The sequence below is a fragment of the Saccharibacillus qingshengii genome (genome assembly GCF_013185195.1).
GTDB lineage: Bacteria > Bacillota > Bacilli > Paenibacillales > Paenibacillaceae > Saccharibacillus > Saccharibacillus qingshengii.
In genome coordinates, this window is the sequence record NZ_JAAZWC010000011.1 from 1 (window position 1) to 26,523 (window position 26,523).

At 53.3% G+C, this 26,523-nt stretch carries 23 protein-coding genes and 3 pseudogenes; 18 read left to right on the forward strand and 8 right to left on the reverse strand.

Annotated elements, in window-relative coordinates:
* From HRQ60_RS11235 to HRQ60_RS11250, 4 genes and pseudogenes are all read left to right on the forward strand, one after another.
* A pseudogene (locus HRQ60_RS11235) lies at window positions 1–357 on the forward strand (hypothetical protein); the annotation flags it as partial.
* Window positions 330–1,646: an ATP-binding protein gene (locus HRQ60_RS11240; protein ID WP_172195919.1), complete on the forward strand. Its 1,317-nt coding sequence runs from the start codon at window positions 330–332 to the stop codon at window positions 1,644–1,646. The pseudogene HRQ60_RS11235 and the gene HRQ60_RS11240, both read left to right, overlap by 28 nt.
* Window positions 1,647–1,835: 189 nt before the next feature.
* Window positions 1,836–2,921 carry a 5-methyltetrahydropteroyltriglutamate--homocysteine S-methyltransferase gene (locus tag HRQ60_RS11245; protein ID WP_172195920.1) on the forward strand — a complete coding sequence of 362 codons (1,086 nt, stop codon included), beginning with the start codon at window positions 1,836–1,838 and terminating at the stop codon, window positions 2,919–2,921.
* 37 nt (window positions 2,922–2,958) lie between these two features.
* Window positions 2,959–4,449 (forward strand): aldehyde dehydrogenase family protein, encoded by a 1,491-nt coding sequence (locus tag HRQ60_RS11250; RefSeq protein WP_172195921.1) that lies wholly within the window; start codon window positions 2,959–2,961, stop codon window positions 4,447–4,449.
* 162 nt (window positions 4,450–4,611) lie between these two features.
* Here the strand turns inward: HRQ60_RS11250 and HRQ60_RS23635 are convergent.
* A pseudogene (locus HRQ60_RS23635) lies at window positions 4,612–4,704 on the reverse strand (AraC family transcriptional regulator); the annotation flags it as partial.
* Window positions 4,705–4,728: 24 nt separating this feature from the next.
* Here HRQ60_RS23635 and HRQ60_RS24120 point away from each other — a divergent pair.
* From HRQ60_RS24120 to HRQ60_RS11260, 3 genes and pseudogenes are all read left to right on the forward strand, one after another.
* Window positions 4,729–4,851 (forward strand): annotated as a pseudogene (locus HRQ60_RS24120) (phosphotransferase); the annotation flags it as partial.
* Window positions 4,852–4,866: 15 nt separating this feature from the next.
* Window positions 4,867–5,100 carry a hypothetical protein gene (locus HRQ60_RS24000; protein ID WP_246281279.1) on the forward strand — a complete coding sequence of 78 codons (234 nt, stop codon included), beginning with the start codon at window positions 4,867–4,869 and terminating at the stop codon, window positions 5,098–5,100.
* Window positions 5,101–5,262: 162 nt separating this feature from the next.
* Window positions 5,263–5,664: a VOC family protein gene (locus HRQ60_RS11260; RefSeq protein ID WP_172195922.1), complete on the forward strand. Its 402-nt coding sequence runs from the start codon at window positions 5,263–5,265 to the stop codon at window positions 5,662–5,664.
* A 422-nt stretch (window positions 5,665–6,086) separates the two neighbouring features.
* On the opposite strand, the gene HRQ60_RS11265 is transcribed toward HRQ60_RS11260, so the two are convergent.
* Together HRQ60_RS11265 and HRQ60_RS11270 are read right to left on the reverse strand one after the other, a co-directional pair.
* On the reverse strand, window positions 6,087–6,719 hold the full coding sequence (locus HRQ60_RS11265; protein WP_246281280.1) for a YczE/YyaS/YitT family protein: 633 nt from the start codon (window positions 6,717–6,719) through the stop codon (window positions 6,087–6,089).
* Between the two features lie 149 nt (window positions 6,720–6,868).
* Complete coding sequence (locus HRQ60_RS11270; protein ID WP_172195924.1) at window positions 6,869–7,120, reverse strand: hypothetical protein; 252 nt, start codon at window positions 7,118–7,120, stop codon at window positions 6,869–6,871.
* Between the two features lie 256 nt (window positions 7,121–7,376).
* Between HRQ60_RS11270 and HRQ60_RS11275 the strand changes: the two genes are divergently transcribed.
* A complete protein-coding gene (locus tag HRQ60_RS11275; protein WP_172195925.1) occupies window positions 7,377–9,116 on the forward strand; it encodes an ABC-F family ATP-binding cassette domain-containing protein in 1,740 nt (579 codons plus the stop codon).
* Window positions 9,117–9,215: 99 nt separating this feature from the next.
* Here the strand turns inward: HRQ60_RS11275 and HRQ60_RS11280 are convergent, their stop codons facing one another.
* From HRQ60_RS11280 to HRQ60_RS11295, 4 genes are all read right to left on the reverse strand, one after another.
* Window positions 9,216–10,235, reverse strand: coding sequence for an aminoglycoside phosphotransferase family protein (locus HRQ60_RS11280; RefSeq protein WP_172195926.1), 1,020 nt, complete (start codon window positions 10,233–10,235; stop codon window positions 9,216–9,218).
* On the reverse strand, window positions 10,232–10,396 hold the full coding sequence (locus HRQ60_RS11285; protein WP_172195927.1) for a hypothetical protein: 165 nt from the start codon (window positions 10,394–10,396) through the stop codon (window positions 10,232–10,234). Before HRQ60_RS11285 ends, HRQ60_RS11280 begins: the two co-directional genes overlap by 4 nt.
* Before the next feature lie 477 nt (window positions 10,397–10,873).
* A complete protein-coding gene (locus HRQ60_RS24005; RefSeq protein ID WP_343044671.1) occupies window positions 10,874–12,868 on the reverse strand; it encodes an ATP-binding protein in 1,995 nt (664 codons plus the stop codon).
* Window positions 12,861–13,574, reverse strand: coding sequence for a response regulator transcription factor (locus tag HRQ60_RS11295; RefSeq protein WP_172195928.1), 714 nt, complete (start codon window positions 13,572–13,574; stop codon window positions 12,861–12,863). The genes HRQ60_RS24005 and HRQ60_RS11295 overlap by 8 nt, the downstream gene beginning before the upstream one ends.
* A gap of 246 nt (window positions 13,575–13,820) precedes the next feature.
* On the opposite strand from HRQ60_RS11295, the gene HRQ60_RS11300 reads away from it, so the two are divergent.
* Both HRQ60_RS11300 and HRQ60_RS11305 read left to right on the forward strand, forming a co-directional pair.
* Window positions 13,821–15,107 carry an ABC transporter substrate-binding protein gene (locus tag HRQ60_RS11300; protein ID WP_172195929.1) on the forward strand — a complete coding sequence of 429 codons (1,287 nt, stop codon included), beginning with the start codon at window positions 13,821–13,823 and terminating at the stop codon, window positions 15,105–15,107.
* 154 nt (window positions 15,108–15,261) lie between these two features.
* Window positions 15,262–16,611, forward strand: a complete 1,350-nt coding sequence (locus tag HRQ60_RS11305; RefSeq protein WP_172195930.1) for an ABC transporter substrate-binding protein — start codon at window positions 15,262–15,264, stop codon at window positions 16,609–16,611.
* Between the two features lie 67 nt (window positions 16,612–16,678).
* Here the strand turns inward: HRQ60_RS11305 and HRQ60_RS11310 are convergent, their stop codons facing one another.
* On the reverse strand, window positions 16,679–17,689 hold the full coding sequence (locus tag HRQ60_RS11310; RefSeq protein WP_172195931.1) for an NAD(P)-dependent alcohol dehydrogenase: 1,011 nt from the start codon (window positions 17,687–17,689) through the stop codon (window positions 16,679–16,681).
* Between the two features lie 358 nt (window positions 17,690–18,047).
* On the opposite strand from HRQ60_RS11310, the gene HRQ60_RS11315 reads away from it, so the two are divergent.
* The 8 genes from HRQ60_RS11315 to HRQ60_RS11350 all read left to right on the forward strand — a co-directional run bounded on the left by HRQ60_RS11315 (window position 18,048) and on the right by HRQ60_RS11350 (window position 26,323).
* Window positions 18,048–19,649, forward strand: a complete 1,602-nt coding sequence (locus HRQ60_RS11315) for a xylulokinase (RefSeq protein WP_172195932.1) — start codon at window positions 18,048–18,050, stop codon at window positions 19,647–19,649.
* 17 nt (window positions 19,650–19,666) lie between these two features.
* Window positions 19,667–20,362 carry an L-ribulose-5-phosphate 4-epimerase gene (locus HRQ60_RS11320; protein ID WP_172195933.1) on the forward strand — a complete coding sequence of 232 codons (696 nt, stop codon included), beginning with the start codon at window positions 19,667–19,669 and terminating at the stop codon, window positions 20,360–20,362.
* Between the two features lie 57 nt (window positions 20,363–20,419).
* Window positions 20,420–21,844 carry an L-arabinose isomerase gene (araA, locus tag HRQ60_RS11325; RefSeq protein WP_172195934.1) on the forward strand — a complete coding sequence of 475 codons (1,425 nt, stop codon included), beginning with the start codon at window positions 20,420–20,422 and terminating at the stop codon, window positions 21,842–21,844.
* A 195-nt stretch (window positions 21,845–22,039) separates the two neighbouring features.
* Entirely contained in the window at window positions 22,040–22,894 is an 855-nt protein-coding gene (locus tag HRQ60_RS11330; RefSeq protein ID WP_172195935.1) for an ATP-binding cassette domain-containing protein, read from the forward strand.
* Window positions 22,887–23,543 carry an ABC-2 transporter permease gene (locus tag HRQ60_RS11335; protein ID WP_172195936.1) on the forward strand — a complete coding sequence of 219 codons (657 nt, stop codon included), beginning with the start codon at window positions 22,887–22,889 and terminating at the stop codon, window positions 23,541–23,543. The genes HRQ60_RS11330 and HRQ60_RS11335 overlap by 8 nt, the downstream gene beginning before the upstream one ends.
* Window positions 23,540–23,908 (forward strand): GntR family transcriptional regulator, encoded by a 369-nt coding sequence (locus tag HRQ60_RS11340; RefSeq protein ID WP_172195937.1) that lies wholly within the window; start codon window positions 23,540–23,542, stop codon window positions 23,906–23,908. The genes HRQ60_RS11335 and HRQ60_RS11340 overlap by 4 nt, the downstream gene beginning before the upstream one ends.
* Before the next feature lie 266 nt (window positions 23,909–24,174).
* Window positions 24,175–24,762 carry a TetR/AcrR family transcriptional regulator gene (locus tag HRQ60_RS11345; RefSeq protein ID WP_172195938.1) on the forward strand — a complete coding sequence of 196 codons (588 nt, stop codon included), beginning with the start codon at window positions 24,175–24,177 and terminating at the stop codon, window positions 24,760–24,762.
* Window positions 24,763–24,841: 79 nt separating this feature from the next.
* Window positions 24,842–26,323, forward strand: coding sequence for a DHA2 family efflux MFS transporter permease subunit (locus HRQ60_RS11350; protein WP_172196044.1), 1,482 nt, complete (start codon window positions 24,842–24,844; stop codon window positions 26,321–26,323).
* The last annotated feature ends 200 nt before the right edge of the window (window positions 26,324–26,523 follow it).

Sequence of the window (26,523 nt, forward strand, 5' to 3'; positions counted from 1 at the left end):
CAAATGTCTAGGCTGGAAGTCTACACACGAATCGTTTCAGGACGAAGTGTTGCACTTGGATTGACAATCCGTCATATTGGATTCAATCCACTTACCGGTTCCTATAAGAGAAACTATGAAGGTGATTATAAATGTTCGGAACGTGAAGTAAGGGCGATGCTCGCCGATCAATCCGATGAAACGCAGGATCGTAAAGTTCTTGAAGAATTTACACTGGAAGATCTCGATTTAGAATCCGTAAAAAGTTATCGTTCAAGATTGGCTTCGCTCAAACCGCAGCATCCTTTTCTCGCCAAAGAAATTACGGATTTTCTAACTGAGATCGGGGCATGGGAAGAAATCGACAAAGTAAGGTAGAAGGATTAACCGCAGCCGGCCTCCTCATGTTTGGTAAAGAAAGAATGATTCTGGACGAGTTTCCGCAATATTTTTTAGACTACCGGGAGTATTCAAGAAAGGAGATATCTGGTCGTTGGTCCCACCGGATTGTCTCCAATGATGGAACCTGGGCCGGAAATATATACGAGTTCTTCTTCAAAGTTATTAATCGGCTCACAGAAGGCGTGAATATTCCTTTCCATACCATTGACTTGCTGAGGCAGCAGGATACAAATATACATATAGCGCTTCGTGAAGCGTTAGCCAATACTCTGCTACATGCCGATTTTTATGGCGACAGAGGAATTGTTATTGAAAAATATCCGACAAGATTCCAGTTTCATAATCCTGGAAATATGAGGGTTTCTATTTCACAGGCGATGAAAGGAGGCGTAAGCGATCCGAGAAATTCGAACCTGTTTAAAATGTTTACGCTAATTGGACTGGGAGAACGTGCAGGTTCAGGAATACCGGCAATCGTTCAAGCTTGGAATGAACAGCATTGGCGAATTCCGGAGATTAATGAAGAAGTACAACCGGACCGCACTATTTTGACTATGCTCAGTGTATCTTTGCTACCAGAAGAAAGTGTGAACTTCTTGGGAAAATGTTTAGGAGAGCGCTTCGAACGGTTGGAAAAGGAAGAGATCTTGGCTCTAGTTACGGCTCATCAGGAGAAGTTTGTCACGAATAGACGACTTCAAGTCCTGTTGGATCAGAATTCTCAAATACTGAATCGGCTTCTTTCTCATCTAGTCGAAGAAGGATTGCTCGTTCCTCAAGGCAAAAATAGATGGACCAGTTATGGACTCTCAGATTTATTCAAAGAGGCAATTGGGGTTGGAATAGAACAACATAACGGTCCTAACATTCAACTTCCTACAGCTGATGCCCCACATAGTGCAGAGAGCGTACAACATAAGGAAGAAGAGAATCAACATAGTGAAAGAACGGTACAACGTAAGAGAGACGAAACCCAACATAACGAAGGATTAGTTCAACATTCTGGTTTAGAAGATCCAACATTACAAACGATTGCGAAGAGAGTAAACGTTAAGAAAAGAACCACGAGTTCTGAGATGATGGAAGTTATCCTTGAATTGTGTACAGTAAGAGCATTGGATAAGGGCACGATTGCCGCTTTGATCCATAGAAAAGAAGCTTCAACGTACAATCATTATCTAATGAAGTTAGTACAAGAACAGAAATTGTTCAAAACTTACGATAAAGAGAATAGGATTTGGGTCTATACTACGAAACAGGGCTGAAAAGACTTATAAAGCTTTGGCTAGCTGAGTATCCGGCAGTGGAACATCTATTCTTCGAGTAGCACCTATATATGCCAACCCCCAGCTATCACCCAACCATATGACTAGACATGCTTTTTTCATATGACAGGAATCCTTTTCCCGCATGGTATACTCATTAGACTAAACAGGCAGAAGGAGAACCAGACTATGATCCCTTTCCGACACGACCATGTAGGCAGCTTTTTACGTCCTGCCAACTTAACTCAGGCACGCGAACAATATAAATCCGGCAGCATCACGCATGAAGAACTAAGAGCCGTAGAAGATCAGGAGATCATCCGCATCATCGAAAAGCAGAAGGAAAACGGCGTGCTGGCGGTTACCGATGGCGAACTGCGCAGAAGCTGGTGGCATTTCGACTTCTTGGGCGGTCTGGACGGCGTGGAACTGTATGAGCAAATAGACGGTCCGAAATTCCACAATATGCAGACGCGCAAAGGCGGAATTCGCGTGATCGGCCAAGTCGATTTCTCGGCGCATCCTTTCTTGGAAGATTTCAAGTTCGTACAGAAGCATGCAGGCGGCGCGGTGGCAAAACAGACCATTCCGAGCCCGAACATGCTGGTCTATCGCTTGGAGAACGGTGCCAATATCTATACGGACCGTGAGCAGTTCCTTCAGGACACGATTGCGGCGTATCAAAAAGCCATTCAAGCTTTCTATGACGCGGGATGCCGCTACCTGCAGTTGGATGATACCGCCTGGGCGGACCTCTTCTCGGAAGCGGGTCACGACAAGCTGCGCGCCAAAGGTCTGGAACCGGCGGAAGAACTGCAAACGATGCAGCGCATGATCAACGAATCTTTGGCTCACAAACCGGCTGATTTGGTCGTAACGATGCATATTTGCCGCGGCAACTACAAATCCAATTTTTTCTCGACGGGCGGTTACGATTACGCTTCCGAGGTGATCTTCGGCGGCTTGGACGTAGACGGATTATTCTTGGAATTCGACGACGAACGCTCCGGCAGTTTCGAGTCGTTGAAGCATGTGAATCGCAAAGATCTGAAGATCGTGCTCGGTCTGCTCACTTCCAAAACAGGCGAGCTGGAAGACAAAGAACAAATCAAAGCCCGGATTGCCGAGGCGGCCACCTATGTCCCGCTTGAGCAGCTGTGCTTGAGCCCGCAGTGCGGATTCTCGTCGACGGAAGAAGGCAATATTCTGACGGAAGACGAACAGTGGCGGAAGCTGCGTTACGTGAAGGAAATTGCGGAAGAAGTTTGGGGTTAAGATCGTCTCATCCAACTAAATCACGGGGGAATCTACAATGACCATTCAAGCAGGACAGGAACCGGTTACCGTTGAAGCTTTGATTAACGGTCAGCATGTAAAATCCCTTACACAGTCTGCCAAAGAGAATCCGACCAACCCGGCAGAAATCGTCGGCTACTTCCCGGTCACCACGAAGGAACAAGCCGTTGAAGCGATCGAAGCGGCGGCACAAGCTTTTCAAACGTGGAAAAAAACCGATATCGAAGAACGCGTAACGAGAATGCGCAGAGCGATCGAGAAGATCAGAGCCGCCGAGAACGAAATCGTACATCTGCTGTCCCGAGAGCACGGCAAGCCGCTGTACGATGCGCACGGCGAGATTTACGTCTCGTTGATGTGGATGGAGTTTGCCTGCAATGAAGCGGCAGCGGCTCTCCAAGCAGAGGTCAAAGAGCATGAGAACGGCAAAACCATTCTGGCTTACGATCCGATTGGCGTGGTGGCCGCGATCAGCCCGTGGAACTATCCGATTGCGCTGTCGACGATCAAGATCGCTCCGGCTCTGCTGGCGGGCAACTCGATCGTCTTGAAGCCAAGTCCGTATGCGCCGCTGGCGGCGGCGAAGGTGGCCGAGATTATCGCGAGCGAGTTCCCGGCGGGTGTCATCAATGTGATTCATGGCGATGCGGATGTGGGCGTTGAACTGACCACGAATCCTCATGTAACCAAGATCGCTTTTACCGGCGGAACCGAAACGGCCAAGCGGATTATTAGAGCGGCTTCGGAAACGATCAAGGATATGACGCTTGAGCTTGGCGGCAATGACGCGGCGATCTTCCTGGAGAGTTTTGACGTGAACGATGAACGCGCCATGCGCCGGATTGTCGTTTCCAATTTCCTCACGACCGGTCAGATCTGCATGATCGCCAAACGCGTGTATGTGCACCGTTCGATTTATGATCAGTTCGTGGAAAAATATATCGAGGCGGCCAATCGCTGGATTCGGATCGGCGATCCGTTTGATCCAAATACGACGGTAGGTCCGGTCAACAACCTGAAGCAAAAAGAGTACGTGCTGGGTTTGGTCGAAGATGCGAAGCAGCGCGGGGCCAAGGTTATTCCTCTCGGCACAATCTTGGATCAGCAGGTGTTCGACCAAGGATACTACCTCCAGCCTACGCTTGTGTTGGGCTGCGATGTGCATGATCCGATCGTCGTGGAAGAACAGTTCGGTCCTACGGTTCCGATTCTGCCTTTTGACGACGAAGATCAGGTGATTGGCCTCCACAACGAAAGTATCTACGGATTGACGAGTTCCGTGTGGGGAGCAGAAGAAGAGGCGATCTCCGTGGCGCGTCAGCTCGAAGCCGGAACGACCATGATCAATACGGCTGCCGTACAGGGGCTGGACGTCCGCTTCCCGTTTGGCGGCTTCAAGCAATCCGGGATTGGCCGCGAATACGGTACAGAAGGCATCCGCACGTATACCGAGCAGCATGTGATCAACGTGCCGAAGATGCTGGATCTTCCTTATATTCCGGAATAAACCGGTTTTGCATTTAGACGGCCTACCAGGCGTAGTCTTCAACCTCCTGATCATAATCCAGAATCCGAAGAGAAACTCAGCCCAAAAGAGCCGCCCGAACTTTTCTCGGACGGCTCTTTTCTTGATTAGATTTGCTCTTCGCTCATCAGGGCATGCCTCGGCGAAGCCATCGCGAAAAAAAACGCAAAAAGATTCCACGTCCCGGGGTTCGTCGATCGCCGGTGTATATTCGCCTTTGTTGAGCAGCAGGTACCGGCAGCACATATCGCGACGTTCGCAATAAATCAACACAACTATGGGATCATCCATGCCGACTTACATAGGGGCAACGTCATTTTTCAGAATAACGAACCTTATCCGATCGATTTCGGCAGATGCGGGTTCGGCTATCATCTATACGACATAACGCAGGCGATTATGGGGCTGCATCCGCCGCAGAGAGCTTTTTTCATTGAAGGATATAGCGTGGTGAGAAAGTTGGAAGACGACGCCGTTTCGAAACTCGAAAGCCTTCTGGTCATCGCGATCATCGAAGCGTACAGCTTCTATGCGGAAAGTGCGTCGGACATGGAAATGTTAATTGAAGACCAGCCTTTCGTACAAGCGATATTGAAGTCTTACTTGGAGGGCGAGCCCTTTCTGTTGTTCTAAGCAAAAAATTCGAAAACCTCAAAACGCTACTGACACTATACTGTCAGCAGCGTTTGTTTATGATTGAACCTGTTCCCGCACAACTCATCGATAAAACAGAGTGTGCCACGGTTGTGCCAAACAGCCGAACTTATACGCAAATCGCAGAAAGGATGATGGTTTATGAATTTTGCATCTGTACGCATCATCACGGACAATGTAGACGGTCTGGCCGAGTTTTATGAAAAGGTCACGGGAATCGCGGCAGAGCGGCCAGCGCCCGTATTCGCCGAAATCGTTATGCCTTCGGGCACGCTGGCTATCGGTCACTCTCAGACCGCGCAGTTATTTGGAGCCGATTCCGCGGTAGCTGCCTCCAATCGCACGGTGATCATCGAGCTTCGTGTAGAAGACATTGAAGCGGAGTATGCGCGTCTCAAGCCGTGGGTCGATCAATGGGTGCAGGAACCGACGACCATGCCGTGGGGGAATCGGTCGATGCTGCTGCGCGATCCGGACGGCAATCTGATTAATCTGTTCGAGCCGGTCAGCGAGGCCGCGATCGAACGGTTCAAAGACCGGTAACCGGATTATTCGCAGCGAAAATTCCTTCGATAAAACAAATTAAACGTTCTCTGCACGTTAAAAGGCACCCGGCAGGGTGCCTCAGGTTGTCGAGAAAGTCCTATTCGTTGTAGAAGCTCGTCGGCTGCGGGAGAAATTCGTTAGCGGATGCTTACGATGTGCCTTTCTTTGAAAGGCTTTAGGTCGCGTGTTGAAATCGGGAAAAAAGATTGGATTTCAGCGGAATTTTCCCGATTAACGGTGCAAGTTCATATCCTGATTTTGGATGAACTTGCACCACAAAGGCGAACACTATCGTTCCTTCACTGAATTTCTCCCTTCGCCTCCTCGCTTCTCTCGGAATCATACTTTCTCGACACGTTGAGGCACCCGGCAGGGTGCCTTTTGATTTGGCGCTGCACGCCCTACCCTGTTCGTTCAACCTACCGCTGCTCCGTCCGTATTTTCATGGACTTGCCGCCTTTACGTCGGTCACCCAGTATCTTTTCCGTAACATGCACATTGAAAAAATGAATGATCGGTCCGAGTCCGAACATGGACACCAGCGTCCCCAACCCGATAATGCCTCCGAACAGGAAGCAGATCAGCGCGCAGAGAGCGTCCGTGAACATGCGATGCCAGAAATAGCTGACTTGCGGGAAGCGGTCTCTCATGATCAGCGATAGACAATCGTAAGGCGCGATGCCAACGTTGGATGTCTGATACAAGGACACGCCGAAACTGCAGATGACGACGCCAACCGCTACCGTGATTACGCGCTGCCACAGCAGCTGCGGTTCGCCTGGTAGGTCGATCCAGATGTTATAGAAAAACGTAACGATGTAGCCCAGAAATACGGCGTTGACCACGGTGCCGATTCCGATAAACCGCCGCCCCGCGATCAGCTGGATCACAAACAAAGACAAGTTGAGCAGGATCAGAAATCGGGCATACTCGATCCCGCTCGTATCCGCCAGGGCCATCACCATGCCGCTAAAAGGATCGTTCCCCAAGCCGGACAGTTTGAAAATACTAATTCCCATACCCAAAAAAATATTGCCGACCAACATAATCATTAATCGTCTTGGCTCTGCCAGCATAGTAAAGAACCTTTTCATATGAACCGTCCTAAAGTCAGATTGTCATGCTGCCTCGCGCAAATGACGCCGTCATTATAGCACAGTTCGCGCAGTCGGGCTGTGCCGCCTTGTGCACGGACCAACGCTCAAATCCCGATTCTCTTCTCTACAAACGCCAGATACTTCGGATCGTCTTCCATGAAAATGCCGATCCCGCCGCCCATGTAAGCCCGCGTCAGCTCGTCGGCTGCTTCCCATTCTTGATGAGGGCCGGGCAGTAAGCGGAGAGCGGAGATGTAGCTTTGCTTGGCTGATTCCAGATCGCCTGCCTGCTGCAAATCGTCGCCCTGCCGGCATAGATTCTGAATCGCGGAATATACGGAATCCGGGAGCTGCATCGTCATCCTCCTGTCCGGGTGGTTCGGCATCCTTTTGGACGGCTGACCCCGAATTTGATATAAAAATTTTAACTGACTTTCACGTCTGTTCCTAGCGGCCAGCGGCAAGCTTTTTCTCGACAGGACAGCTTCCCCACAAACCAATTGTACTTCCACCCAATCGGTGTTACTCTGAAGAGTGGTACACATAACCCTCAGGCTCCGCCATACCTCCCTAAAAATAATCACCACTTCAGCTATCAAGAAAGGTAACACTATGATAAAAGTTGAAAACTTATCGTTCTCTTTTCCGCAAAAAGAGCTGTACAGCAATATCTCGTTCACGCTCGAAGAAGGTCAGCACTGCGCTTTCATCGGGACCAGCGGCAGCGGCAAAAGCACGCTGATCGAGATCCTGATGGACCCGGAAAGACATCTGTTCGAAGGCAAGCTTGAGATCGAACCGGGCTTTACGATCGGGCATGTCAGCCAGTTCTCGCAGGTCGACAAGAGCCGCCCGATGACCGTGTTCGAATATATCGGCGAAGAATTCATCAAGGTGCAGGATGAAATCACGGCGATTTATGCGGAGATGGCCACGAGTTCGGATCTGGATGCGCTGATGGAAAAGTCCCAGTTGGCTTTGGATGCTTTTGAAGCGATGGACGGGGATAATTTCGAGAACACGATCAACAAGCAGCTGAATCTGGCCAACCTCATGAAGCTCAGAGATGCGGACGTCTCGGCGCTCAGCGGCGGCGAGTTCAAGCTGGTGCAGGTCATGAAGGAAATGCTCAGTCACCCGGATCTGCTGATCATGGACGAACCGGACGTCTTCTTGGACTTCGAGAACCTTAATGCGCTCAAGAAACTGATCAACGCGCACAAAGGCATGCTGCTCGTCGTCACGCACAACCGCTATCTGCTTAATCACTGCTTCAACAAGATCATCCACCTCGAGAATACGGAACTGCAGGAGTTCGACGGGCGTTACATCGATTACAACTTCTACCTGCTCCAGACGAAAATCGAGCTGCAGGAGATCACGGTGGCGGAAGCCGAAGAGATTGCGCGCTACGACGGCATTATCGACAATCTGCGCGAGATCGCCACGTATAATTCGGAAGCATCGCGCGGCCGGGCGCTCAAAGCGCGGGTTCGGTTCCAGGAGAGACTGGAAGCGCGCCGTCTCAAAGAACCGTTCGTCGATATCAAGCAGCCGAACATCCGCTTGGGCATGGACGAGGCGCCGGAAGAGAGCATGTGGGTCAATGTCGAGGACTACAGCGTCTCCTTCGACGAGCTGCTGCTGGAACATGTGACGTTCGAGATCAAATCGACGGACAAGATCGCTCTGATCGGGCCGAACGGCACCGGGAAGACGACGCTGCTGCGCGATATTTTCCGCGGCACACATCCGGCGATTCAGGTCAGCGACGAGGTCAAACCGGCGTATCTCTCCCAGCTGCAGGGCGAGACGCTTCAGGATTCCAATACGATTCTGAATGAATTTATCGATGCCGGCTTCAAGACGTACGACGAGATCCGGGCGCATCTGCTCGAATACGGATTCGAAGGCGAGATTCTGGAGCAGAAGATACAATCGCTGTCCGGCGGGGAGAAAAACATGCTCCAGTTGGCGAAAGCCGCGGGCAGCGGGGCCAATCTGCTGCTGCTGGACGAACCGACAAGCCATCTGGACCTCTATTCGCAGATCGCGCTGGATCAGGCTATTCAGGACTACAAAGGCGCGATCCTCATGATCTCCCACGATTTCTATTCGGTCGTTAACGGCATGGATTACGTGCTGATCATCGACAACAAGACGGTCCGCAGAATGAGCATGCGCAAGTTCAGACAGATGATCTATAACCGGCATTTCGATCGGGGTTATCTGGAAACGGAACAGAAGAAAAAGGCCGTGGAGATGAAGATCGAACTGGCATTGAAAGACAAGAACTTCGAGCTGGCGAAAAGTCTGGTCGACGAGCTGGAAGGCATTATCAAGCTGCTGTAAGAGCGAGCTGAAGCAGAACTCTATTGCATAAAAAAAGACACTGGGGATTTACTCCCCAGTGTCTTTTTGCTGGATAACAGATTTATGGATCATGCTGAATCAGCGTGTCACAGCGATATCCTTCATCCCATAAATCTGCTGCAGCGTTCGAATAATCTCGTCTTTCCTCTGCTCATCCGGAGTATGCAGATAACCTTCGACCAGCCGGTACCCGAATACGAGCAGGATCATCTCGTAGACGCAGGGATCGGCGGTCGGCGGAATCTCCGCATATTCCGCAAATCCGCGGTAATACGCAGGGACGCACCGCCGGTAATACTCGGTCATCCGATCGATATCCGTCTCATCCGCGATCAGGCTGGCCAGGTCTTCGCCCATATATCCCCATCCGGCCGTATCCCAGTCGATCAGCGCGAGGGTTCCGTCGGCATGGATGAGGTTGGTCATCCAGAAGTCCCGGTGACAGAGTACGACAGGAAGTCGTCCGAGGCGGGCGAAGATCTTGTCCGAGTGTTCGTCGATCCCGATCAGCATCTGCCGGATCGGCTGCGGGAATGCGCAGGCTTCCGAGCGGATATAGTCGTAGACGACCGGCCATGACCGGTAATGCAGATACGTGTTCTTCATGAGGTCGGCATGGCTCAAGTTGGTCAGACTCTTCAGCGCTGCCGGCTGCTCGGCATGCAGCCGTCCTTGATAGCGTCCCAGCTCCAGCGCGGCCTGCTCATAGCTGCCCGGGGTCAAGTCGGCACCGGTGACGCCGTCGATATATTCCAGCCACAGCCGGTAGGCGTTGGCTTCGGTATTCATCTCGGCGTGGTAGCAGACGGGCCAGCGGAATGTATCCGAGAAGGTGGTGCCGAGGTCGGAGCTGTAGAGATCGTATTCGCGGCGCCAGGAATCCGGGTCGCCGTAACGTTCCCATCGGTGCTGAACTTTCAGCACGATCCGGTACGGCCGTGTATCGCCATCTGCGGTGTGGGCATTCCCCGTTACCAGCTGCACGTTTCCGACCGTTCCTCCCTGCAGTGTCGCGGTCTCGAAGTCGGCCGAGACGATCTCTGTCTCCAGACTTCGGCTTAACACAGGAAGCAGCATTTCCAGCGAAAAAGTGTTCATCGGCGCACGCCTCCTTTTCTCTTCCCGACATATTGGTGCTCCTGCTGCCGGCTGACGTACTGCTCCCGGCGTTCGCGCCGAAGCTCGGTCACTCTGCCGGGCATAAGGCCTTCGGCAGTCGGCGTTGTTTCGATATATCCGTATGTGTTCAAATTCATCATGATTAGGGTTAGCTCCTTTGATGTTGTTTTTGGGAACGCAAAAAAGCCGCGGACCAGCAGCCTCCAAAGAAGCTGCGGTCGCGCGGCGTTAAGAACGCTCCAAGATACGATCTTCATCGCATCGGCAAACAGCAATATTCACGAAAGGTTACTTTAGACGGCATACCAAAAAGCGCGGATCCTTCTCCGCTTTTATCGATGCCCGCTATTCGGTTTTAAGACGAAACCACCTGATAAGTAGCTGCCATTAAAATCCTCTCCCTTCGTGACTGGTACCTTGCCCGATAATGAGGTTAGGTTACGCCCCTCGAACACCCGCTTGAACCCTGCGTGTTTCCGATGAACGCAAGCCTTACATTTAATTCGGTCAAGGTACTTGGAACTCGCTTATCGCTAAGCTTTCTCCAAAATAACGGCTTTTGGAAAAAAGATCAAGGCCTCGCTGCCGCGAGGCCTTGGGATCGAACCCGTTCACATCTACAGATTGGGCGTTTTCAAATATTCACCTTGACCGTTCGCTTTTAGCTTGTAGTTTCTTGCTACGGGCATTTCGAAACTCCAGTCTCCGTCAATGGTGCTTTTCCGGCCCAGTTCGTCGACGACAAGCAGGCTGGTTACGTTGACTTTCAGCCGGAACTTGTCCGGAGGCGTTTGACCGAAATCGTACGTGAACACGCCGTTTTTGTACAACTTTTCACCGGAGTCCCGGGTAGAGATATCGGGAACGGCCTGCTTCGTCGATTCATCCAATTGAAAGATCGGCGTGATCGATTTCTTCGCAGGCGTTAGGTCGGCGATCAGAGCCGGGTTATATTTCATCGAGTACTGCACCGTAATCTTCTTCTCATTGAAAAAGTATTCATGAATGAGGAGAGTGAATTCTTTATCCGTTCTGCCTGTCGCCAGAATCGTATCGACCTCTTGAGGGAGAGAGACCGGAGCCGGATCGCCGGTGGCCGGAGCGTCCGCAGACGGTTCGGCCATGATCTCCGAAGTCAGCGAACTCTTCACGCTGAACAGAATGACACCGCACAGCAGCAGGAAGATCATCGGAACCGCCGCTGCTCCGGAATGAAGCAAACGCCGCTGCCGAAGAGAGGCCCCGGCCTGCGGTCTAGGCTTCGGCTCGAAGTGCGGGTCGGGAGACATGATCGGAATTGGCTTCGCGCCGCTGCCATCCCCGCTCCCGGCAGGAACGTCTTCGTCAGCCGTCTGTTCCCGCGAAGGCTGAGTCGCTTGAAGAGAACCCGAGATCGGGAACCGGGTCTCGAAGAACGTGGCCGTTCTGCTGCTGTGCGCGGCAATGGATCCTCCGTGTACGTCGACGATACTTTTGGTGATCGCAAGCCCCAGTCCCGTTCCTCCGGTCTGTTTCGAACGGGAATGCTCCACCCGATAGAAGCGGTCGAAAATAAAAGGCAGGTCCTGTTCCGGAATCGGATCTCCGTAATTTTGGATACGGACGACCAGCAGGTCTTCTTCCCGGGCAATCTCGATATCGATATATTTGCCTGCCCGTCCGTACTGGATCGCATTGGCGATGATATTCTCGTAGGCCCGGACCAGCAGTCCTCCGTCGGCCTGGATCTTGAGTTCGCCCGCCTGCCGGTTCAGCCTGATCTCCATGCCAGCCTGCTCGGTAAGCGGCACGAATTCTTCGGCCAGCTGGCCGATCAATCCGGCCATATCCAGCTCGCTGCGCTCAAGCGGCAGGCCATTGTTGATCCGCGTATATTCGAACAGTTCGTCGATTAGCCGCCGAAGCGTCAGCGCTTTTTCGTACGCGATATTGACGTAGTAGCGCATCTCGACTTCATCTTGATAGCGATCGTTCTCGATCACTTCGAGAAAACCGAGAATCGAGGTCAGCGGCGTGCGCAGATCATGCGAGACCCCCGTGATCAGATCGTTTTTGGTCTTCTCCGCTTTGCGTTCTTCCTCGATCGAATGCTTCAGCTGCATGCTCATCCGGTTGAGGCTGAGTGCGACTTCGCCCAGCTGATTGCCGGGAATCTCCGGAATCCGGTAGTCGAACTGCCCGCTCGCGATTTTTTCCAGACCGTATGTGATCTTCGCCAGATCGTGATCCCATTCGCCGCTCAGCCGGTTCAGATGGTCCGCAGCCCTACTCAGTTCGTCCCGGCCTCCGACCTTGACCTCGCGTCCGAACTTTCCCGCCGCTGCGTTCTGCAGCCCGGTGTTGATTGCGCGCAGGTCCCGGACCAGACGCAGGCTGCTCAGGAAAAAAGCGAAAGGAAACAGCACGATGCCTGTGACGATCATCACGCGGACAGACCCGGGATGCTCGATGAGCCAGTTGATCGGAGCCGCCACGTATTCGATTTTTTGCAGCGTACCTGCCAGAAAATATCCAAAAAAAATAGCTGCGCCCGTTAACGCCAGGCTTGCAACCATAATCAGCATCAACCGCCAACGAATCGTGTACAGCCACTGTGGTTGAATCTTATTCACCCCTTGCTTTCAGCTCGCTTTCGATTTTGTATCCGACTCCCCATACGGTCTTGATGATCTGAGGTTCGCGGGGATTGCGTTCGATCTTCTCGCGCAGCTTGCGGATATGGACCATCACGCTGTTCTTGGATTCCATAAAAGGTTCGTTCCAGACTTCTTCGTAGATCCGGTCCATACTCAGCACCATGCCCCGGTTGACGGCCAGCATCTGCAGCAGCGCGAATTCGCGGGGAGTGAGCTTGATCTCCTGCTGGTCGACCGTGACCGTGTGCGACGCAATATTGATCACCACGTGTTCGATATGGATCTCGTTGGCATTCGCCGGCGCGGAGTTAAAATGGTTTACCCGCCGCAGCTGCGATTTGATCCGGGCGATCAGCTCGAGCGGGTTGAACGGTTTGGTGACATAATCGTCCGCTCCGATACTGAGACCCGAGATCTTGTCGATATCCTGTCCTTTGGCCGAGAGCATAATGATCGGAATCGAATGGGTCTCGCGTATTTTCATGCAGGCCTGCAGACCGTCCATCCGGGGCATCATCACGTCCAGAACGATCAGATCGACAGGGTGGGACTGCAGAATCTCCAGCGCTTCCAGACCGTCCAACGCCTGCAGCAGCCGGAAGCCTTCGTTTTTAAAATAAATACTCATTAATTGGGTGATTTCCGCTTCGTCATCGACCATCAAAATCGTGCTTTCCGCCATAACTCCTCCTTGACTCCTCGGTCTTTCCACATCTTTCCACTCTGGAAGAGCAGCATGACCATTATAAGCGATATTTCCGGTGCATGGCATAACAGCCTCCGGATTTAAGGAAATGATAAGAAGTTCGGTAGACGGATGATAAGTTTTGGCCGCTAGACTATAACCCATAAGAGCCTACGCAGAGGAAGGAGAGCAGGTTGGCAGAACCGGTACATACAAATACATCTGGAAAAGGAATGATCAATCTTGAAAAGCAGTTGGATCCACAAGATTTCTATCATCAGTTTGAGTCTGGTATTGTTCGTCTTGGCGGGAAGCACCGCGGCTTATGCCGCTCCTAAGGCGCCAAGCGATTCCGCGCAAACCCTCAAAGTCGTATACAAGAATAAACACCTGTTCGACGAGAACGCGTTCAACGAACAGTTCCCGGGCGTCAAGATCCAGAGCGTGTACTGGGACGGAAAAAGCAGCCTGAGCGGCCTGATCGCCAAGCAGTCTCCCGACGTGGTGATGCTGGACAAGGCCGAATATAAGCAGCTTGCCAAAGGTACTACGTTTACCGATCTCGGCAGCCTGATCCAGCGCGATCAATACGACACGGCGACGATCTATCCCGGACTGGTTGACGCGCTCAAAAGTGACGGCAAACTCTACGGATTAAGCCCGTTCTTCAGTACGCAGTCGATTTTCTACAATATCGATTTGTTCAAGAAGTACGGCGTTCCGCTGCCCCAAGACGGCATGAGCTGGGAAGAGATCCTGAAGCTGGCCGCCAAGTTCCCGACCAAGGGAAGCGCCAATACCCGGGTATGGGGCCTGGATTACCCGCTCGACAGCTACGCATACCTGCTGAACAATGTATCCACTTCGGAAGGATTGGCTCGCCACGACGCGGCCCGCAGCAAAGCGGCCATGAATACGGCTGCCTGGAAAAAAGCTTATGCCATGACGGTAAACGCGATCAAATCCGGCACGATCGAAGGATCGAACGAGAACGGCTACGACAAGAACTCGTTCCTGATGGGACGCTCGGCGATGTGGGTCGACTTCTCCAGCACCAACGCGCTCCGCGATCTTACCGCAGACAAATCGGCCTTGGCCAAGTACAAGCCTTTTAAAGTCGGTATCGCGGCAGGCCCTTCCGATTCCAAGAATCCGAAGATCACAAGAAATGTGACCCTCCCTGCAATCCTGACTATTCCGGCCGCTTCGACCCACAAGGACCTGGCCTGGGATTTCATCAAGTTCTACAACAGTGAAGAATATGCCGAATCCAAATCGGACAAATTGGGCGATTATGCGCCTTCCCGGATGGATCACGGCAGAGAATACGACGGATACTCCACGGAAGCTTTCTACAAACTGAAGCCGAATCTGGATCTGCCGGACGAATCCGCTTCGGGGATGCTGTTCAATGTCCAGTATGCCAAGATCGTAAACAGCGAAGTCAAACAAGCGCTCGGCGGCAAAAAATCTCTGGACCAATCCCTGCTGGCGATCCATACGCAGGTACAAAAACTCCTCAAAAAATAACGAAAAAGGCACCCTTTGCGGGGTGCCTTTTCCTATACCTATAACGTCAGCAGGATTTAAGGGATTGATAAGAAGTTGGGCAGAGGGATGGTAAGTTTTGTCTTCTATACTGGGTTTGTGAGGAAGCACCCAATACACGAATGGAGGGTTTATCTTGAAAAGAAGTCTATTGAAAAAAGCCGCGATCGGCAGTTTGAGTCTGGGTTTGATGTGGGTCTCGTCGGGGCTGCCGATGAACGGTACCGCTTTGGCGGAATCAAGCAGCCAGTCGGAAACAAGCGAAACGATCAAAGTCGTATACGGCAGTGAAGCATCTTTCCAAAAGGAGTATGGAGAAGCATTCAGCAAAAAGTTCCCCAATACCGAATTCGAAGTGATCAGTCCCGGCGCTTACGGAGTTACGAATTACGACCAATTGATCGCGAAGAATTCGCCCGATCTGATCATGCTGACCCCGTCCGATTATCAGAAGCTGGCCAAAGCAAACAAGCTGACCGATCTGGAACCGCTGATGGAGCAGAGCGATTACGATACGGCTTCGGTGTACCCGGGCCTGATCGACGAACTGAAGAAGCAGGGCGGCGGAGAGCTGTACGGATTAAGCAAAAGTGTGCAGGCCAAAGCGCTGCTGTACAATGCGGATCTGTTCAAAAAGTACAACGTCGAACTGCCGAAAGACGGCATGACTTGGGAAGATATCTTGAAGCTGGCCGCCAAGTTCCCGACCCAGGGAGACAAGAACTCGCGAATCTGGGGTCTGAGCGCGTTCGGATCCAGCAATCTGGCGATGGATATCGCCCGCACCGAAGGATTGACTCCTGTCGATCCGGAGACTTTCAAAGTCACGGCAAATACTCCGATCTGGAAAAAGATCTATAACATGGCAGCCAATGCGACGAAATCGGGAGCCTTGGACGAGAGAATCAGCCTGTCCGCCAAAAGTTATCTGGAAAGCAGTCCTTTCGTAACGGGAAGATCCGCGATGACCGTCTCTTCCATCACCGAGTTGAAGAACCTGAAAGCCGCCCAGAGCAGCAAGAAGATCAAACCGTTTACGCTCGGGATCACGGCCGGCCCTGCGGATTCCGATGACCGCAAATCGACAGGCGACTTCTATACAAGCGACATTCTCGCGATTCCGGCAAAAGCTTCGAACGTCGACGGAGCCTGGGACTTTATCGAGTATGTGACCGGGGATGAATATGCCAAAGCTTACTACGGCGGCAAAAGTGTAAATAATATCAGTCTGCTGTCGCGCATGGTCGACGAATACGCCGGTTATCCGGTGGACGCGTTCTATCAATTGAAACCGAACCTGGATGCACATCTCAACGCGCAGGCTCTCAGCCTCAAGTCGACAGAGATGGAGACGTATTTCCGTTCTATTCTGGGCAAGGAGATCACTCTGCTCGCAGACCAGAAGAAAACGGCGGATCAAGCCGCCCAAGCGGTCCAGAAGCAAGCTCAAGCGACTGCCGACAAACTGGCCAAGAACGCAAAGTAAAGAAATGAAGCTTCACGTTTCCCTCAGCAGCCTACCCACCTGCACCCCGAACAAGCGGCCTGCCCTTTTACAAGGGACGGGCCGCTTTTTTTGTAGGAGAGCCGATCTTCGAAGCCGCAAAGTGAAGCATCACGTTTCCTTTTTTACGGCCGGTTTCCACATAGGTCTGGGCATCCGCAAGCTGCTCCAACGGATAGCGGCGATCAATCACCGCGTTCAGGTCTCCCTCTTGCACAAGCTGCATCAGAAACTCCAAATTCGCTTTGTTTTGCATCAGGCCGGCGGTCGCGAAAATAACTTTCCTGCCGGGAAAGAGGGACGTTCGCAGCATATGCAGCAGCGTGGACGGCTTGAGTGCGGTGGTCAGATACAGGCCCCCTGTCGTCAGTACGCGCCGGCACGCGGAGAAAGAGCTTTTGCCGACCGCATCAAAAACAACATCGTAAACGCGGTCCGTTTTCGTGAAGTCTTCCCGGTGATAATCGACCACAAAGTCCGCTCCCGCTTGTCTGACCAGATCCCCGCTGCCGGCCGAGCAGACTGCGGTGATTTCGGCGCCGTAATATTTCGCCAGCTGCACCGCATAGATGCCTACCGCGCCCGAAGCGCCGTTAATCAGTACGCTTTGTCCTTTTTGCAGGCGGGCCTTGTCTCTTAGAAAGATCAGGGCTGTGGCACCTCCATCGCAGACGCCAGCCGCTTCTTCAAAAGAAACGCGGCCCGGGATAAGCGCGACGGAACTTTTTTCGGCCAAACCTTTGTATTCCGCATACGCGCCGAAATTCCGGGGACTTGTTCCGACTACGCGATCTCCGACTTTGAAGTGTTCGACTTCAGGGCCGACCGCGGCGACCACGCCGGCCAGTTCCGTTCCGCCTACGGCGAATTTGGGCCGCGACCAGCCGTACATCAGTTTGATTATCCACGGGTCGCCCTGCCGGAACGCGCAGTTCGCCGGCCCGACCGCGGCAGCCTGCACATGGATCAGAATCTCTTGGTTTCCGGGTTCGGGAACGGCGATCTCCTCCAGAACGATCACTTCCGGCGAACCGTACGCATGTTGGACCATAGCTCTCATCGGTGTGCCTCCTACGATTCAGTGTCTCCGCCCTCAACTTGAAGCGCTGACTGTAGGATAGCCGGAAAAGGAGGGGGCGGCATTGACTTTCATCAAGAGAGGAAAGGGAGAATTTTCGGTTTATCTCTCTTGTTCTCGGGATTTGTACGTACATATTCGGATGAATCCCAGAAAAACACATGAATTTGAACAAAAAGGAGGGTAAATAGCTTGGTTTTTGTCTGTTTAGCGAATGATATTGACAGATGTACGTACAAGAAAATATACTAGAGGTATCATTTTGAAACCGTATTCTTTTGTGGATCGGAAGACGTGCGTACAGCAAGCAGTGCAAACAAGAGAGGGGATAGTTGTCATCATGAACCAAGTGGACGTGCAAGCGGCGATCGCCGGCGGACAGACTTCGCTCGGCATCGAATTCGGATCGACCCGGATCAAGGCGGTGCTGATCGATTCGAAGTTCGAGACGATCGCTTCGGGGAGTTACGAATGGGAGAACCAGCTCAAGGACGGGTATTGGACCTACGACCAAAGCGAGATTCTTGGAGGACTGCAGGCCGCTTACCGCGAGATGAAGCAGGATGTGCAGCAGCAGTACGGCGTGAAACTGACTACGGCCGGCGGCATCGGATTCTCGGCCATGATGCACGGCTATATGGCGTTCGACCAGGCCGGCGAACTGTTGGTGCCGTTCCGGACGTGGCGCAATGCCACGACAGGCGCGGCGGCGCGCGAGCTGACGGAATTGTTCCAATTCAATATTCCCGAGCGCTGGAGTATTGCCCATCTGTATCAGGCGATCCTGAACGGGGAAGACCATGTGCCGAATATCGACTACGTGACGACCCTCGCCGGTTATATCCACTGGCTGCTGACGGGCGAGAAGAAGATCGGGATCGGCGACGCTTCGGGTGTCTTCCCGATCGAAGAATCGAGCCATACGTACCATCCGGCGATGGTGGGACAGTTCGACGAATCGATCGCGGGCAAAGGGTATCCGTGGACGCTCTTGCAGGTGCTTCCGCAGGTGCTGCGCTCCGGCGAACAAGCCGGCACGCTGACCGCGGAAGGCGCGAAGCTGCTTGATCCGGACGGGGATCTGCAGCCCGGCATTGCGCTTTGTCCGCCGGAAGGCGACGCGGGCACGGGGATGGTTGCGACAAACAGCGTGAAGAAGCGGACGGGCAACGTGTCGGTCGGCACGTCGGTGTTCGCGATGATCGTGCTGGAGCGGGAATTGTCGAAGCTGTATCCCGAGATCGACATGGTGACGACGCCGGACGGCAGTCCGGTCGGCATGGTGCATGCCAACAACTGTTCCAGCGATCTCAACGCCTGGATGGGACTGTTCCGCGAGTTTGCCGCGGCGATGGGCTACGAAGCGGATTCCGGCAAGCTGTTCGGCGTCCTGCTGAACAAAGCGCTCGAAGCCGATCCGGACGGAGGAGGCCTGCTGAGCTACGGCTATCTGTCGGGCGAGAACATTACGGGACTCGAGCAGGGCCGTCCGCTGTTCGTACGTTCGCCGGAAAGCAATTTCACCCTGGCGAACTTCATGCGGACGCATCTGTTCACGGCGTTCGGAGCGCTTAAGCTCGGGATGGACATTCTGACGGAGAACGAACAGGTCGCGATCGACAGCATTCTCGGCCACGGCGGATTGTTCAAGACGCCGGTCGTGGGGCAGCGGATGCTGGCCGCGGCGCTGAACGTGCCGATCTCGGTCATGTCGACCGCCGGCGAAGGCGGAGCATGGGGCATGGCGCTGCTCGCTTCCTACATGACGGACCGCGAAGCGGGGGAGAGCCTGGAACATTTCCTGGGCGAAAAAGTGTTCAAAAACGTCGAAGGCGAAGAAATCTCGCCGGATGCCTCGGATGTCGAAGGATTCCGGACGTTCATCCAGCGTTATCAGGCCGGTCTTGCCATTGAGCAGGCGGCTGTCGACCATCTTAACTAGAACGGGAGTGACTGACCTTGTTGGAGCAGCTTAAACAGGAAGTATACGAAGCGAATCTGGAACTGCCGAAGCACGGCCTCGTGAAATTCACGTGGGGCAACGCCAGCGCCGTCGATCGCGAGAGCAATCTGTTTGTCATCAAGCCAAGCGGCGTCAGCTACGAGACGATGAAGCCGAGCGACATGGTCGTGGTCGATTTTGACGGCAATGTAGTCGAAGGCGAGATGAGACCTTCGTCCGATACGGCGACGCACGCCGTGTTGTACAAACATTATCCGCAGATCGGCGGCATCGTGCATACGCATTCGACCTGGGCGACCATCTGGGCGCAGGCGGGTCTCGACGTGCCGGTGATGGGCACGACCCATGCGGATACGTTCTACGGAGCCGTTCCATGCGCGCGCTTCCTCACTCAAGACGAGATCGACCGCGGGTACGAAGCGGAGACGGGCCGCGTCATTATCGAGACGTTCGACAAGCTCGGCGTCGACGTGATGGCGATTCCGGCCGTTCTGCTGCAGGGACACGCGCCGTTCACTTGGGGCAAAGACGTCAAGTCGGCGGTCGTAAACAGCGTCGTGCTGGAAGAAGTGTGCAAGATGAACCTGTACGCGCGCCAACTGAACCATTTTGCCAAAGAACTGCCGCAGGGCATTCTGGACAAGCATTATTTGCGCAAACACGGCAAAGACGCCTACTACGGACAAAAATAATCGATGGACGATAAAATTTTCACCCTAAAATCCAACCCTGAAAAGAGGATGATTTCGATGACGGTAACAGCGGAAAAACAATTTTGGTTTGTCGTCGGTTCGCAGCATTTGTACGGAGAAGAAGCGTTGGGCGAAGTCAAAGCGCATGCGCAGCAGATGACGGACGCGCTCAATGCGAGCGGCGTGCTGCCTTACCCGCTCGTGCTGCAGGATCTGGCCGTGACCGCGGACAAGATCACGAACCTTATGAAAGAAGTGAATTACCGCGACGAAGTGGCCGGGGTTATCACCTGGATGCACACGTTCTCGCCTGCGAAAATGTGGATCCGCGGCACCAAGATGCTGCAAAAGCCGCTGCTCCACTTGGCGACGCAGTACAACGAGAGTATCCCGTGGGCGACGATCGACATGGACTTCATGAACCTGAACCAGGCGGCCCACGGCGACCGCGAATACGGCTTCATCAACGCCCGCCTCAACAAGCAAAATAAAGTCGTCGTCGGTTATTGGGAACGTCCGGCCGTGCAGCAGCAGATCGCGGACTGGATGGACGTCGCGGTCGCTTATAACGAAAGCTTCAATATCCGCGTAGCCCGCTTCGGCGACAATATGCGCAACGTCGGCGTGACCGAAGGCGACAAAGTCGAAGCCCAGATTCAATTTGGCTGGACAGTGGACTACTACGGTATCGGCGACCTCGTGGAAGTCGTGAACGCCGTGACGGAGCAGGAAATCGACAAGCTGATGGCCGAATATGCCGATCTGTACGAGTTCGAATACGGCGACAACAGCAAGGAAGCGTGGGAAGCCAGCGTACGCGTCCAAGCGGGTTACGAGATCGCGCTCAAGCGCTTCCTGGACGAGAAAGGCTATAACGCCTTCACGTCGAACTTCGAAGACCTGCACGGCATGAAGCAGCTTCCGGGTCTGGCCGTGCAGCGGCTGATGGCGCAGGGCTACGGCTTTGCCGGCGAAGGCGACTGGAAAACGGCGGCGCTTGATCGCCTGATGAAAGTCATGAGCCATAACCAGAATACCGGCTTCATGGAAGATTACACCTACGAGATGGCGGCCGGGCAGGAAGCGATCCTGCAGTCCCACATGCTCGAAGTGGACCCTTCCCTTGCCGGCAGCAAGCCGAAAGTCGTCGTGTCCCCGCTCGGAATCGGCGGCAAAGAAGATCCGGCCCGCCTGGTCTTCGACGGCAAAGCCGGCGACGGCGTCGTCGTCTCGATGGTGGACCTGGGCACGCATTACAAGCTGCTGATCAACGAAGTGACCGCGTTCGAGCCGACGGAACCGGCACCGAACCTGCCGGTTGCCCGCGTCCTGTGGAGCGTGAAGCCGAACTTCCAGGACGGCGTCCGCGCCTGGATCGAGAACGGCGGCGGCCACCATACGGTCGTGTCGCTCAACCTGACGACCGATCAGATCGTGACTTACGCGAAGCTGGTTAACCTGGAATACGTCGTCATCAAGTAATCGCCGGGCTTTATAAGAAACAGCCGCAGGAACCGCCTTCGATCCCTGACTCGTTCATGGATCGAAGGCGGTTCTTTTTTGTTGGACAAGAAGCCTCAAAGGAGAGAGGGAATTTGTCCGGATTGGATTGACCACGTTCGACAGCCTGTGATACATTGTGAATGAACAACATACACAATTTTGGAGGTGGAGCGTGTGCTGGCTTTGGACGTTCGGAATTTACATAAAAAATACCCCGATTTTCAGCTCAAAAACGTTTCTTTTCAGCTGGAACAGGGCTATATCATGGGCTTTATTGGAGTCAATGGGGCAGGGAAAACAACGACCATCAAATCGATTCTGAACATGCTGCGTATCGACGGGGGCGAAGTGTACGTGTTTGGCCGGAATATGGCCGAGCACGAGACGGAGCTCAAGCAGCAGATCGGCTGTGCATTCGGCGATGTCGATTTCTATACGCGCAGCCGCCTCAAGACGATTACCGATATCACCAAAAAGTTCTACAGGAACTGGAACGAAGACATCTATGCCAACTATCTGCGCCGATTCAAACTGGATGAGAACAAGAAAATCGCGGAGCTGTCTAGCGGGATGAAAGTTAAATACAGCCTGGCGCTGGCTCTGTCGCACGGGGCCAAGCTGCTTATTCTGGACGAGCCGACCAGCGGACTCGATCCGGTCTCGAGAGACGATCTGCTCGATCTTTTTCAGGAACTGATTGTCGACGGGGAGATCAGCATCCTGTTCTCGACCCATATCACCTCGGACCTGGAGAAATGCGCCGACTTTATTACATTTATCGATGACGGGCAGATTGTCGCCAGCGCAGAGAAGAATGAATTTGTGGAAGCTTACCGTTTGGTGAGCGGCAGCGAGGCTCAATTGGGCGTCATCCGGGAAGAACTGATTGCCTATAAGGTCAACTCGTTCGGTTTCACCGGATTGATTCGCACCGAAGACTTCGATCCGTCTTCAGATCTGAGAGCGTCGATGCCAACGCTTGAAGAGATCATGATTTATTTTGCGAAAAAGGAGAGTCTCTATGTATAATCTGGTCATGAAGGATCTCAAGTTGGGGATCAATCCGTGGTTCTTCATTCTTCCCCTGCTGACAGCCGCCCTGATGCTGATTCCCGCCTGGATCTACGTGATCGTTCCGCTGTACTTCTGTTTTATTACGATTCCGAACGTCTTTGGGGGCTTCAAGAGCCAGAACGATCTGATGTTCAGTACCCTGATGCCCACCACCAAGAAAGATATGGTCAAAGCCCGGATCACCGTGATCGTCTTACTGGAACTGATGCATCTTCTGGCCGCGATGCTCGTGAGTCTGTTCACGCTTCGTCTTTATCCGAATATCGATTATCTGTTTTTTGCGCCGCACGCCGGTTTTTGGGGATTGTGCTGGGTGATGCTTGGGATCTTTAATATCGTCCTGCTGCCTATGTATTACAAAACGGCTTACAAATACGGCGCAGCTGCGGCGGCGTCCAACATCGCCGCTGTGCTGTTCGCCATGGTTGCCCAAGGGGCCGCAATGATGGTTCCGCAGGTGCATGCCATTTTCTATGGAGCCGGACTGGATCGGACAGGACTGCAGCTGTCGATCCTCGCGGCGGGCATCCTGATCTTTGCCGCACTTACCCTGCTTGCTTACCGAATTTCGGTAAGACGATTCCTTGAAGTGGAGATCCTATGAACGTCATTATTTCGAACAAATCCGAAAAACCCATCTACCAGCAAATTTACGAGCAGCTGAGTGCACTTATCCTAAAAGGCGAACTGGAAAGCGGCTACTGTCTGCCTCCTATTCGCCAAGCCGCCCTGGAACTTCGCGTCAGCGTGATCACCGTAAAGAAAGCCTGGGAAGAGCTCGAACGAAGCGGCTTGATTCACACTGTCACGGGCAAAGGATGCTTTGTTGCCGATTTTGCACCGGGCGAGATTCTGGAGACGCGAAACCGACTGATTCTGGAGCAGCTGACCCTCGACGCCGCCTATTACAAATCGTTTGGTCTCACGCTGGACGAAGTGATCGGACTGTTGAAAAAGGTATACGATTAAACCGAAGAAGGCCTTCGGAAAAAACGCTCCTTCGTAAATATTCCAGCCCAAGCCGCAGGAACCGCTTTCGATCCCTGACTCGTTCATCGATCGAAAACGGTTCTTTTATTTTCCAAAAAAAGGACTTGTAAGCACCTGAATCGACGCTGCCGACAATGGTAACGCTACCAAAACACCGGGAAAATAAATGCGTTGACAGAGGCTCTCCAATACGGATAATGTATGTAGACCGATTGGTATAATTTCTTTGAAGGAAGTGGCTTTTGTTGGGCGAAAAGTCGAATGCCAGAGAGTCGATTGTCAGCACCGCCGCACGGCTCTTTTTTTCCCAAGGCTATCATGCGACCGGGCTGAATCAGATCATCAAGGAGAGCCACACGCCGAAAGGATCGTTGTATCATTATTTCCCGCACGGCAAAGAAGAGCTCGCACATGTATGCATTCAGAAGACGAATGAGCATATTCTGCAAAAGTTCGAAGAAACGTTCGCGGCGCACGGAAATACGGCGGACGGCATTCAGCAGTTCGTCCATGATATGGCTTACGAGACGGAAGCGGCCGGCTTCACCGGATTTCTGCCGTTCAGCTTCTGGGCGGCCGTCGAGACGTCCTGCATCAGTCAAAGTCTGCGCGTCGCCTGTCAGGGCGTGTTCGCCGACTGGCAGAAGATCATCGCGAAGCACCTGGTTCAGGACGGCATGAGTGAAGCAAGAGCGGAAGAAACCGCGCTGCTGGTCGTCTCCCTGATGGAAGGCGCGCTGATTATCAGCCTGACGAATCAGGACAAACAGCCGCTGCTCACGGCCGCCGGTTATCTGGCCGCCGTGACAAAGAATGCCGGAGAAACCCGGTAAGAAGAAGCAAGAAGAAGTGGAAAGAAGCAAGAAGAGAAAGTTCGATATGTTCGAGGAGGATGGAATCGTGAGTGGGTCAATGAAAGCTGATTCGGTACCGAATCAACCAGAAACACAGCAGTATAAAGTATTCCCGATTTTGTTCGCCATGCTGCTGAGCGGCTTTATCGGCCTGTTCGGCGAAACGGCATTAAACGTGGCTTTGACGCCGCTGATGGCGATGCTGGAAGTCGGACCGACGACGATCCAATGGCTCACCACCGGCTACCTGCTCGTACTGGGCATCCTGGTTCCGGTATCCGGCATGCTGCTGCAGTGGTTTACGACAAGGCAGCTGTTCACCACATCGCTGATCTTCTCGATCGCCGGAACGTTGGTAGCCGCGCTTGCGCCAAACTTTGAGATTCTGCTCGCGGCCCGCGTGCTCCAAGCGGTTGGCACGGCCTTATTGCTGCCGCTGATGTTCAATACCATCCTTGTGATTTTCCCGATCGAGAAACGCGGCGCCGCCATGGGCCTAATCGGTCTGGTTATCATGTTCGCGCCGGCAAGCGGCCCGAGTATCTCCGGTCTGATCCTGGCTAACCTGAGCTGGCATTGGATCTTCTGGATCTCCCTGCCGTTCTTCGCGATCTCGTTGATCTGCGGCCTGCTGTTCCTGCCGAATATCTCCAAGCTGACCAAGCCGAAGATCGACATCTTGTCGATCGTGCTGTCGACGCTCGGCTTCGGCGGTATCGTATACGGCTTCAGCAGCGCGGGCGGACACGGCGAAGCCGGCAGCGGCTGGACGAGCCCGCTCGTGATCGGAACGCTCGTGATCGGCGTCGTTTCCCTGATCCTGTTCAGTATCCGCCAGCTGAGAATGAAGCAGCCGCTGATGGATCTGCGCGCATTCAAATACCCGATGTTCACGATCGGTCTGATCCTGATCTTCATCTCCATGATGATGATGCTGTCTTCGATGCTGATCCTGCCGATGTATCTGCAGCAGGGCATGGCGGTAACGGCATTGACGGCCGGACTGGTGCTGCTGCCGGGCAGCCTGCTCAACGGCCTGCTGTCTCCGGTCATGGGCCGGTTGTTCGACAAATTCGGTCCGAAATGGCTCGTTATCATCGGCTTGGCCATCGTAACGGTCGTGCTGTTCCTGTACACGGGAATTACACCGACGACGACGCTGACCAAGATCATTACGCTGCATATCTTCATGATGGTCGGCATTTCGATGATTATGATGCCGGCGCAGACCAACGGTCTGAATCAGCTGCCGCGCGAGTATTACCCGCATGGCACGGCGATCATGAACACGCTGCAGCAGGTGTCCGGCGCGATCGGAACCGCCGTTGCGGTCAGCATCCTGAGTGCCGGCCAATCCCGCTTCCTGAGCGGGGTGGCGAATCCGGAAACTCCGGAGAACCAACTGGCCGGCTTTACGTCGGGCGTACAGAATGCGTTCGTGTTCGCGCTTGTCCTGTCGATTATCGGTCTGATTACCTCGATCTTTATCAAGCGGGTCCGCGTAGGATCGGCTGCGAAGCCGCAGGGACCGACGCATTAATTTCCAGGTTCCCTGCGCGTGATTCAAGCCTGTTCAAGAGCGATGTCCCCCGGCGGGATGTCGCTTTTTTTTGCGTCCGGCAGGCAAGCTTGTGCAAGAAGTGGAATACATGATAAAATCTAGTGCCTTGTCAACACTAAAGGTACGGTTACGTTCCCCTGAATCGCACCTAAAGCGTGTGCGTTTCAGGAAAACGTAAC

What these genes read in the sequence shown, in the direction of transcription:
- HRQ60_RS11245 (WP_172195920.1), top strand. Translation starts at nt 1,836, where the DNA reads ATGATCCCTTTCCGACACGACCATGTAGGCAGCTTTTTACGTCCTGCC.
- HRQ60_RS11310 (WP_172195931.1), bottom strand. Translation starts at nt 17,689, where the DNA reads ATGAGAGCTATGGTCCAACATGCGTACGGTTCGCCGGAAGTGATCGTT.
- HRQ60_RS11240 (WP_172195919.1), top strand. Translation starts at nt 330, where the DNA reads ATGGGAAGAAATCGACAAAGTAAGGTAGAAGGATTAACCGCAGCCGGC.
- HRQ60_RS11250 (WP_172195921.1), top strand. Translation starts at nt 2,959, where the DNA reads ATGACCATTCAAGCAGGACAGGAACCGGTTACCGTTGAAGCTTTGATT.
- HRQ60_RS11265 (WP_246281280.1), bottom strand. Translation starts at nt 6,719, where the DNA reads ATGATTATGTTGGTCGGCAATATTTTTTTGGGTATGGGAATTAGTATT.
- HRQ60_RS24000 (WP_246281279.1), top strand. Translation starts at nt 4,867, where the DNA reads ATGGGGCTGCATCCGCCGCAGAGAGCTTTTTTCATTGAAGGATATAGC.
- HRQ60_RS11340 (WP_172195937.1), top strand. Translation starts at nt 23,540, where the DNA reads ATGAACGTCATTATTTCGAACAAATCCGAAAAACCCATCTACCAGCAA.
- HRQ60_RS11315 (WP_172195932.1), top strand. Translation starts at nt 18,048, where the DNA reads ATGAACCAAGTGGACGTGCAAGCGGCGATCGCCGGCGGACAGACTTCG.
- HRQ60_RS11295 (WP_172195928.1), bottom strand. Translation starts at nt 13,574, where the DNA reads ATGGCGGAAAGCACGATTTTGATGGTCGATGACGAAGCGGAAATCACC.
- HRQ60_RS11270 (WP_172195924.1), bottom strand. Translation starts at nt 7,120, where the DNA reads ATGCAGCTCCCGGATTCCGTATATTCCGCGATTCAGAATCTATGCCGG.
- HRQ60_RS11350 (WP_172196044.1), top strand. Translation starts at nt 24,842, where the DNA reads ATGAAAGCTGATTCGGTACCGAATCAACCAGAAACACAGCAGTATAAA.
- HRQ60_RS11335 (WP_172195936.1), top strand. Translation starts at nt 22,887, where the DNA reads ATGTATAATCTGGTCATGAAGGATCTCAAGTTGGGGATCAATCCGTGG.
- HRQ60_RS11280 (WP_172195926.1), bottom strand. Translation starts at nt 10,235, where the DNA reads ATGAACACTTTTTCGCTGGAAATGCTGCTTCCTGTGTTAAGCCGAAGT.
- HRQ60_RS11275 (WP_172195925.1), top strand. Translation starts at nt 7,377, where the DNA reads ATGATAAAAGTTGAAAACTTATCGTTCTCTTTTCCGCAAAAAGAGCTG.
- HRQ60_RS11285 (WP_172195927.1), bottom strand. Translation starts at nt 10,396, where the DNA reads ATGATGAATTTGAACACATACGGATATATCGAAACAACGCCGACTGCC.
- araA (WP_172195934.1), top strand. Translation starts at nt 20,420, where the DNA reads ATGACGGTAACAGCGGAAAAACAATTTTGGTTTGTCGTCGGTTCGCAG.
- HRQ60_RS11260 (WP_172195922.1), top strand. Translation starts at nt 5,263, where the DNA reads ATGAATTTTGCATCTGTACGCATCATCACGGACAATGTAGACGGTCTG.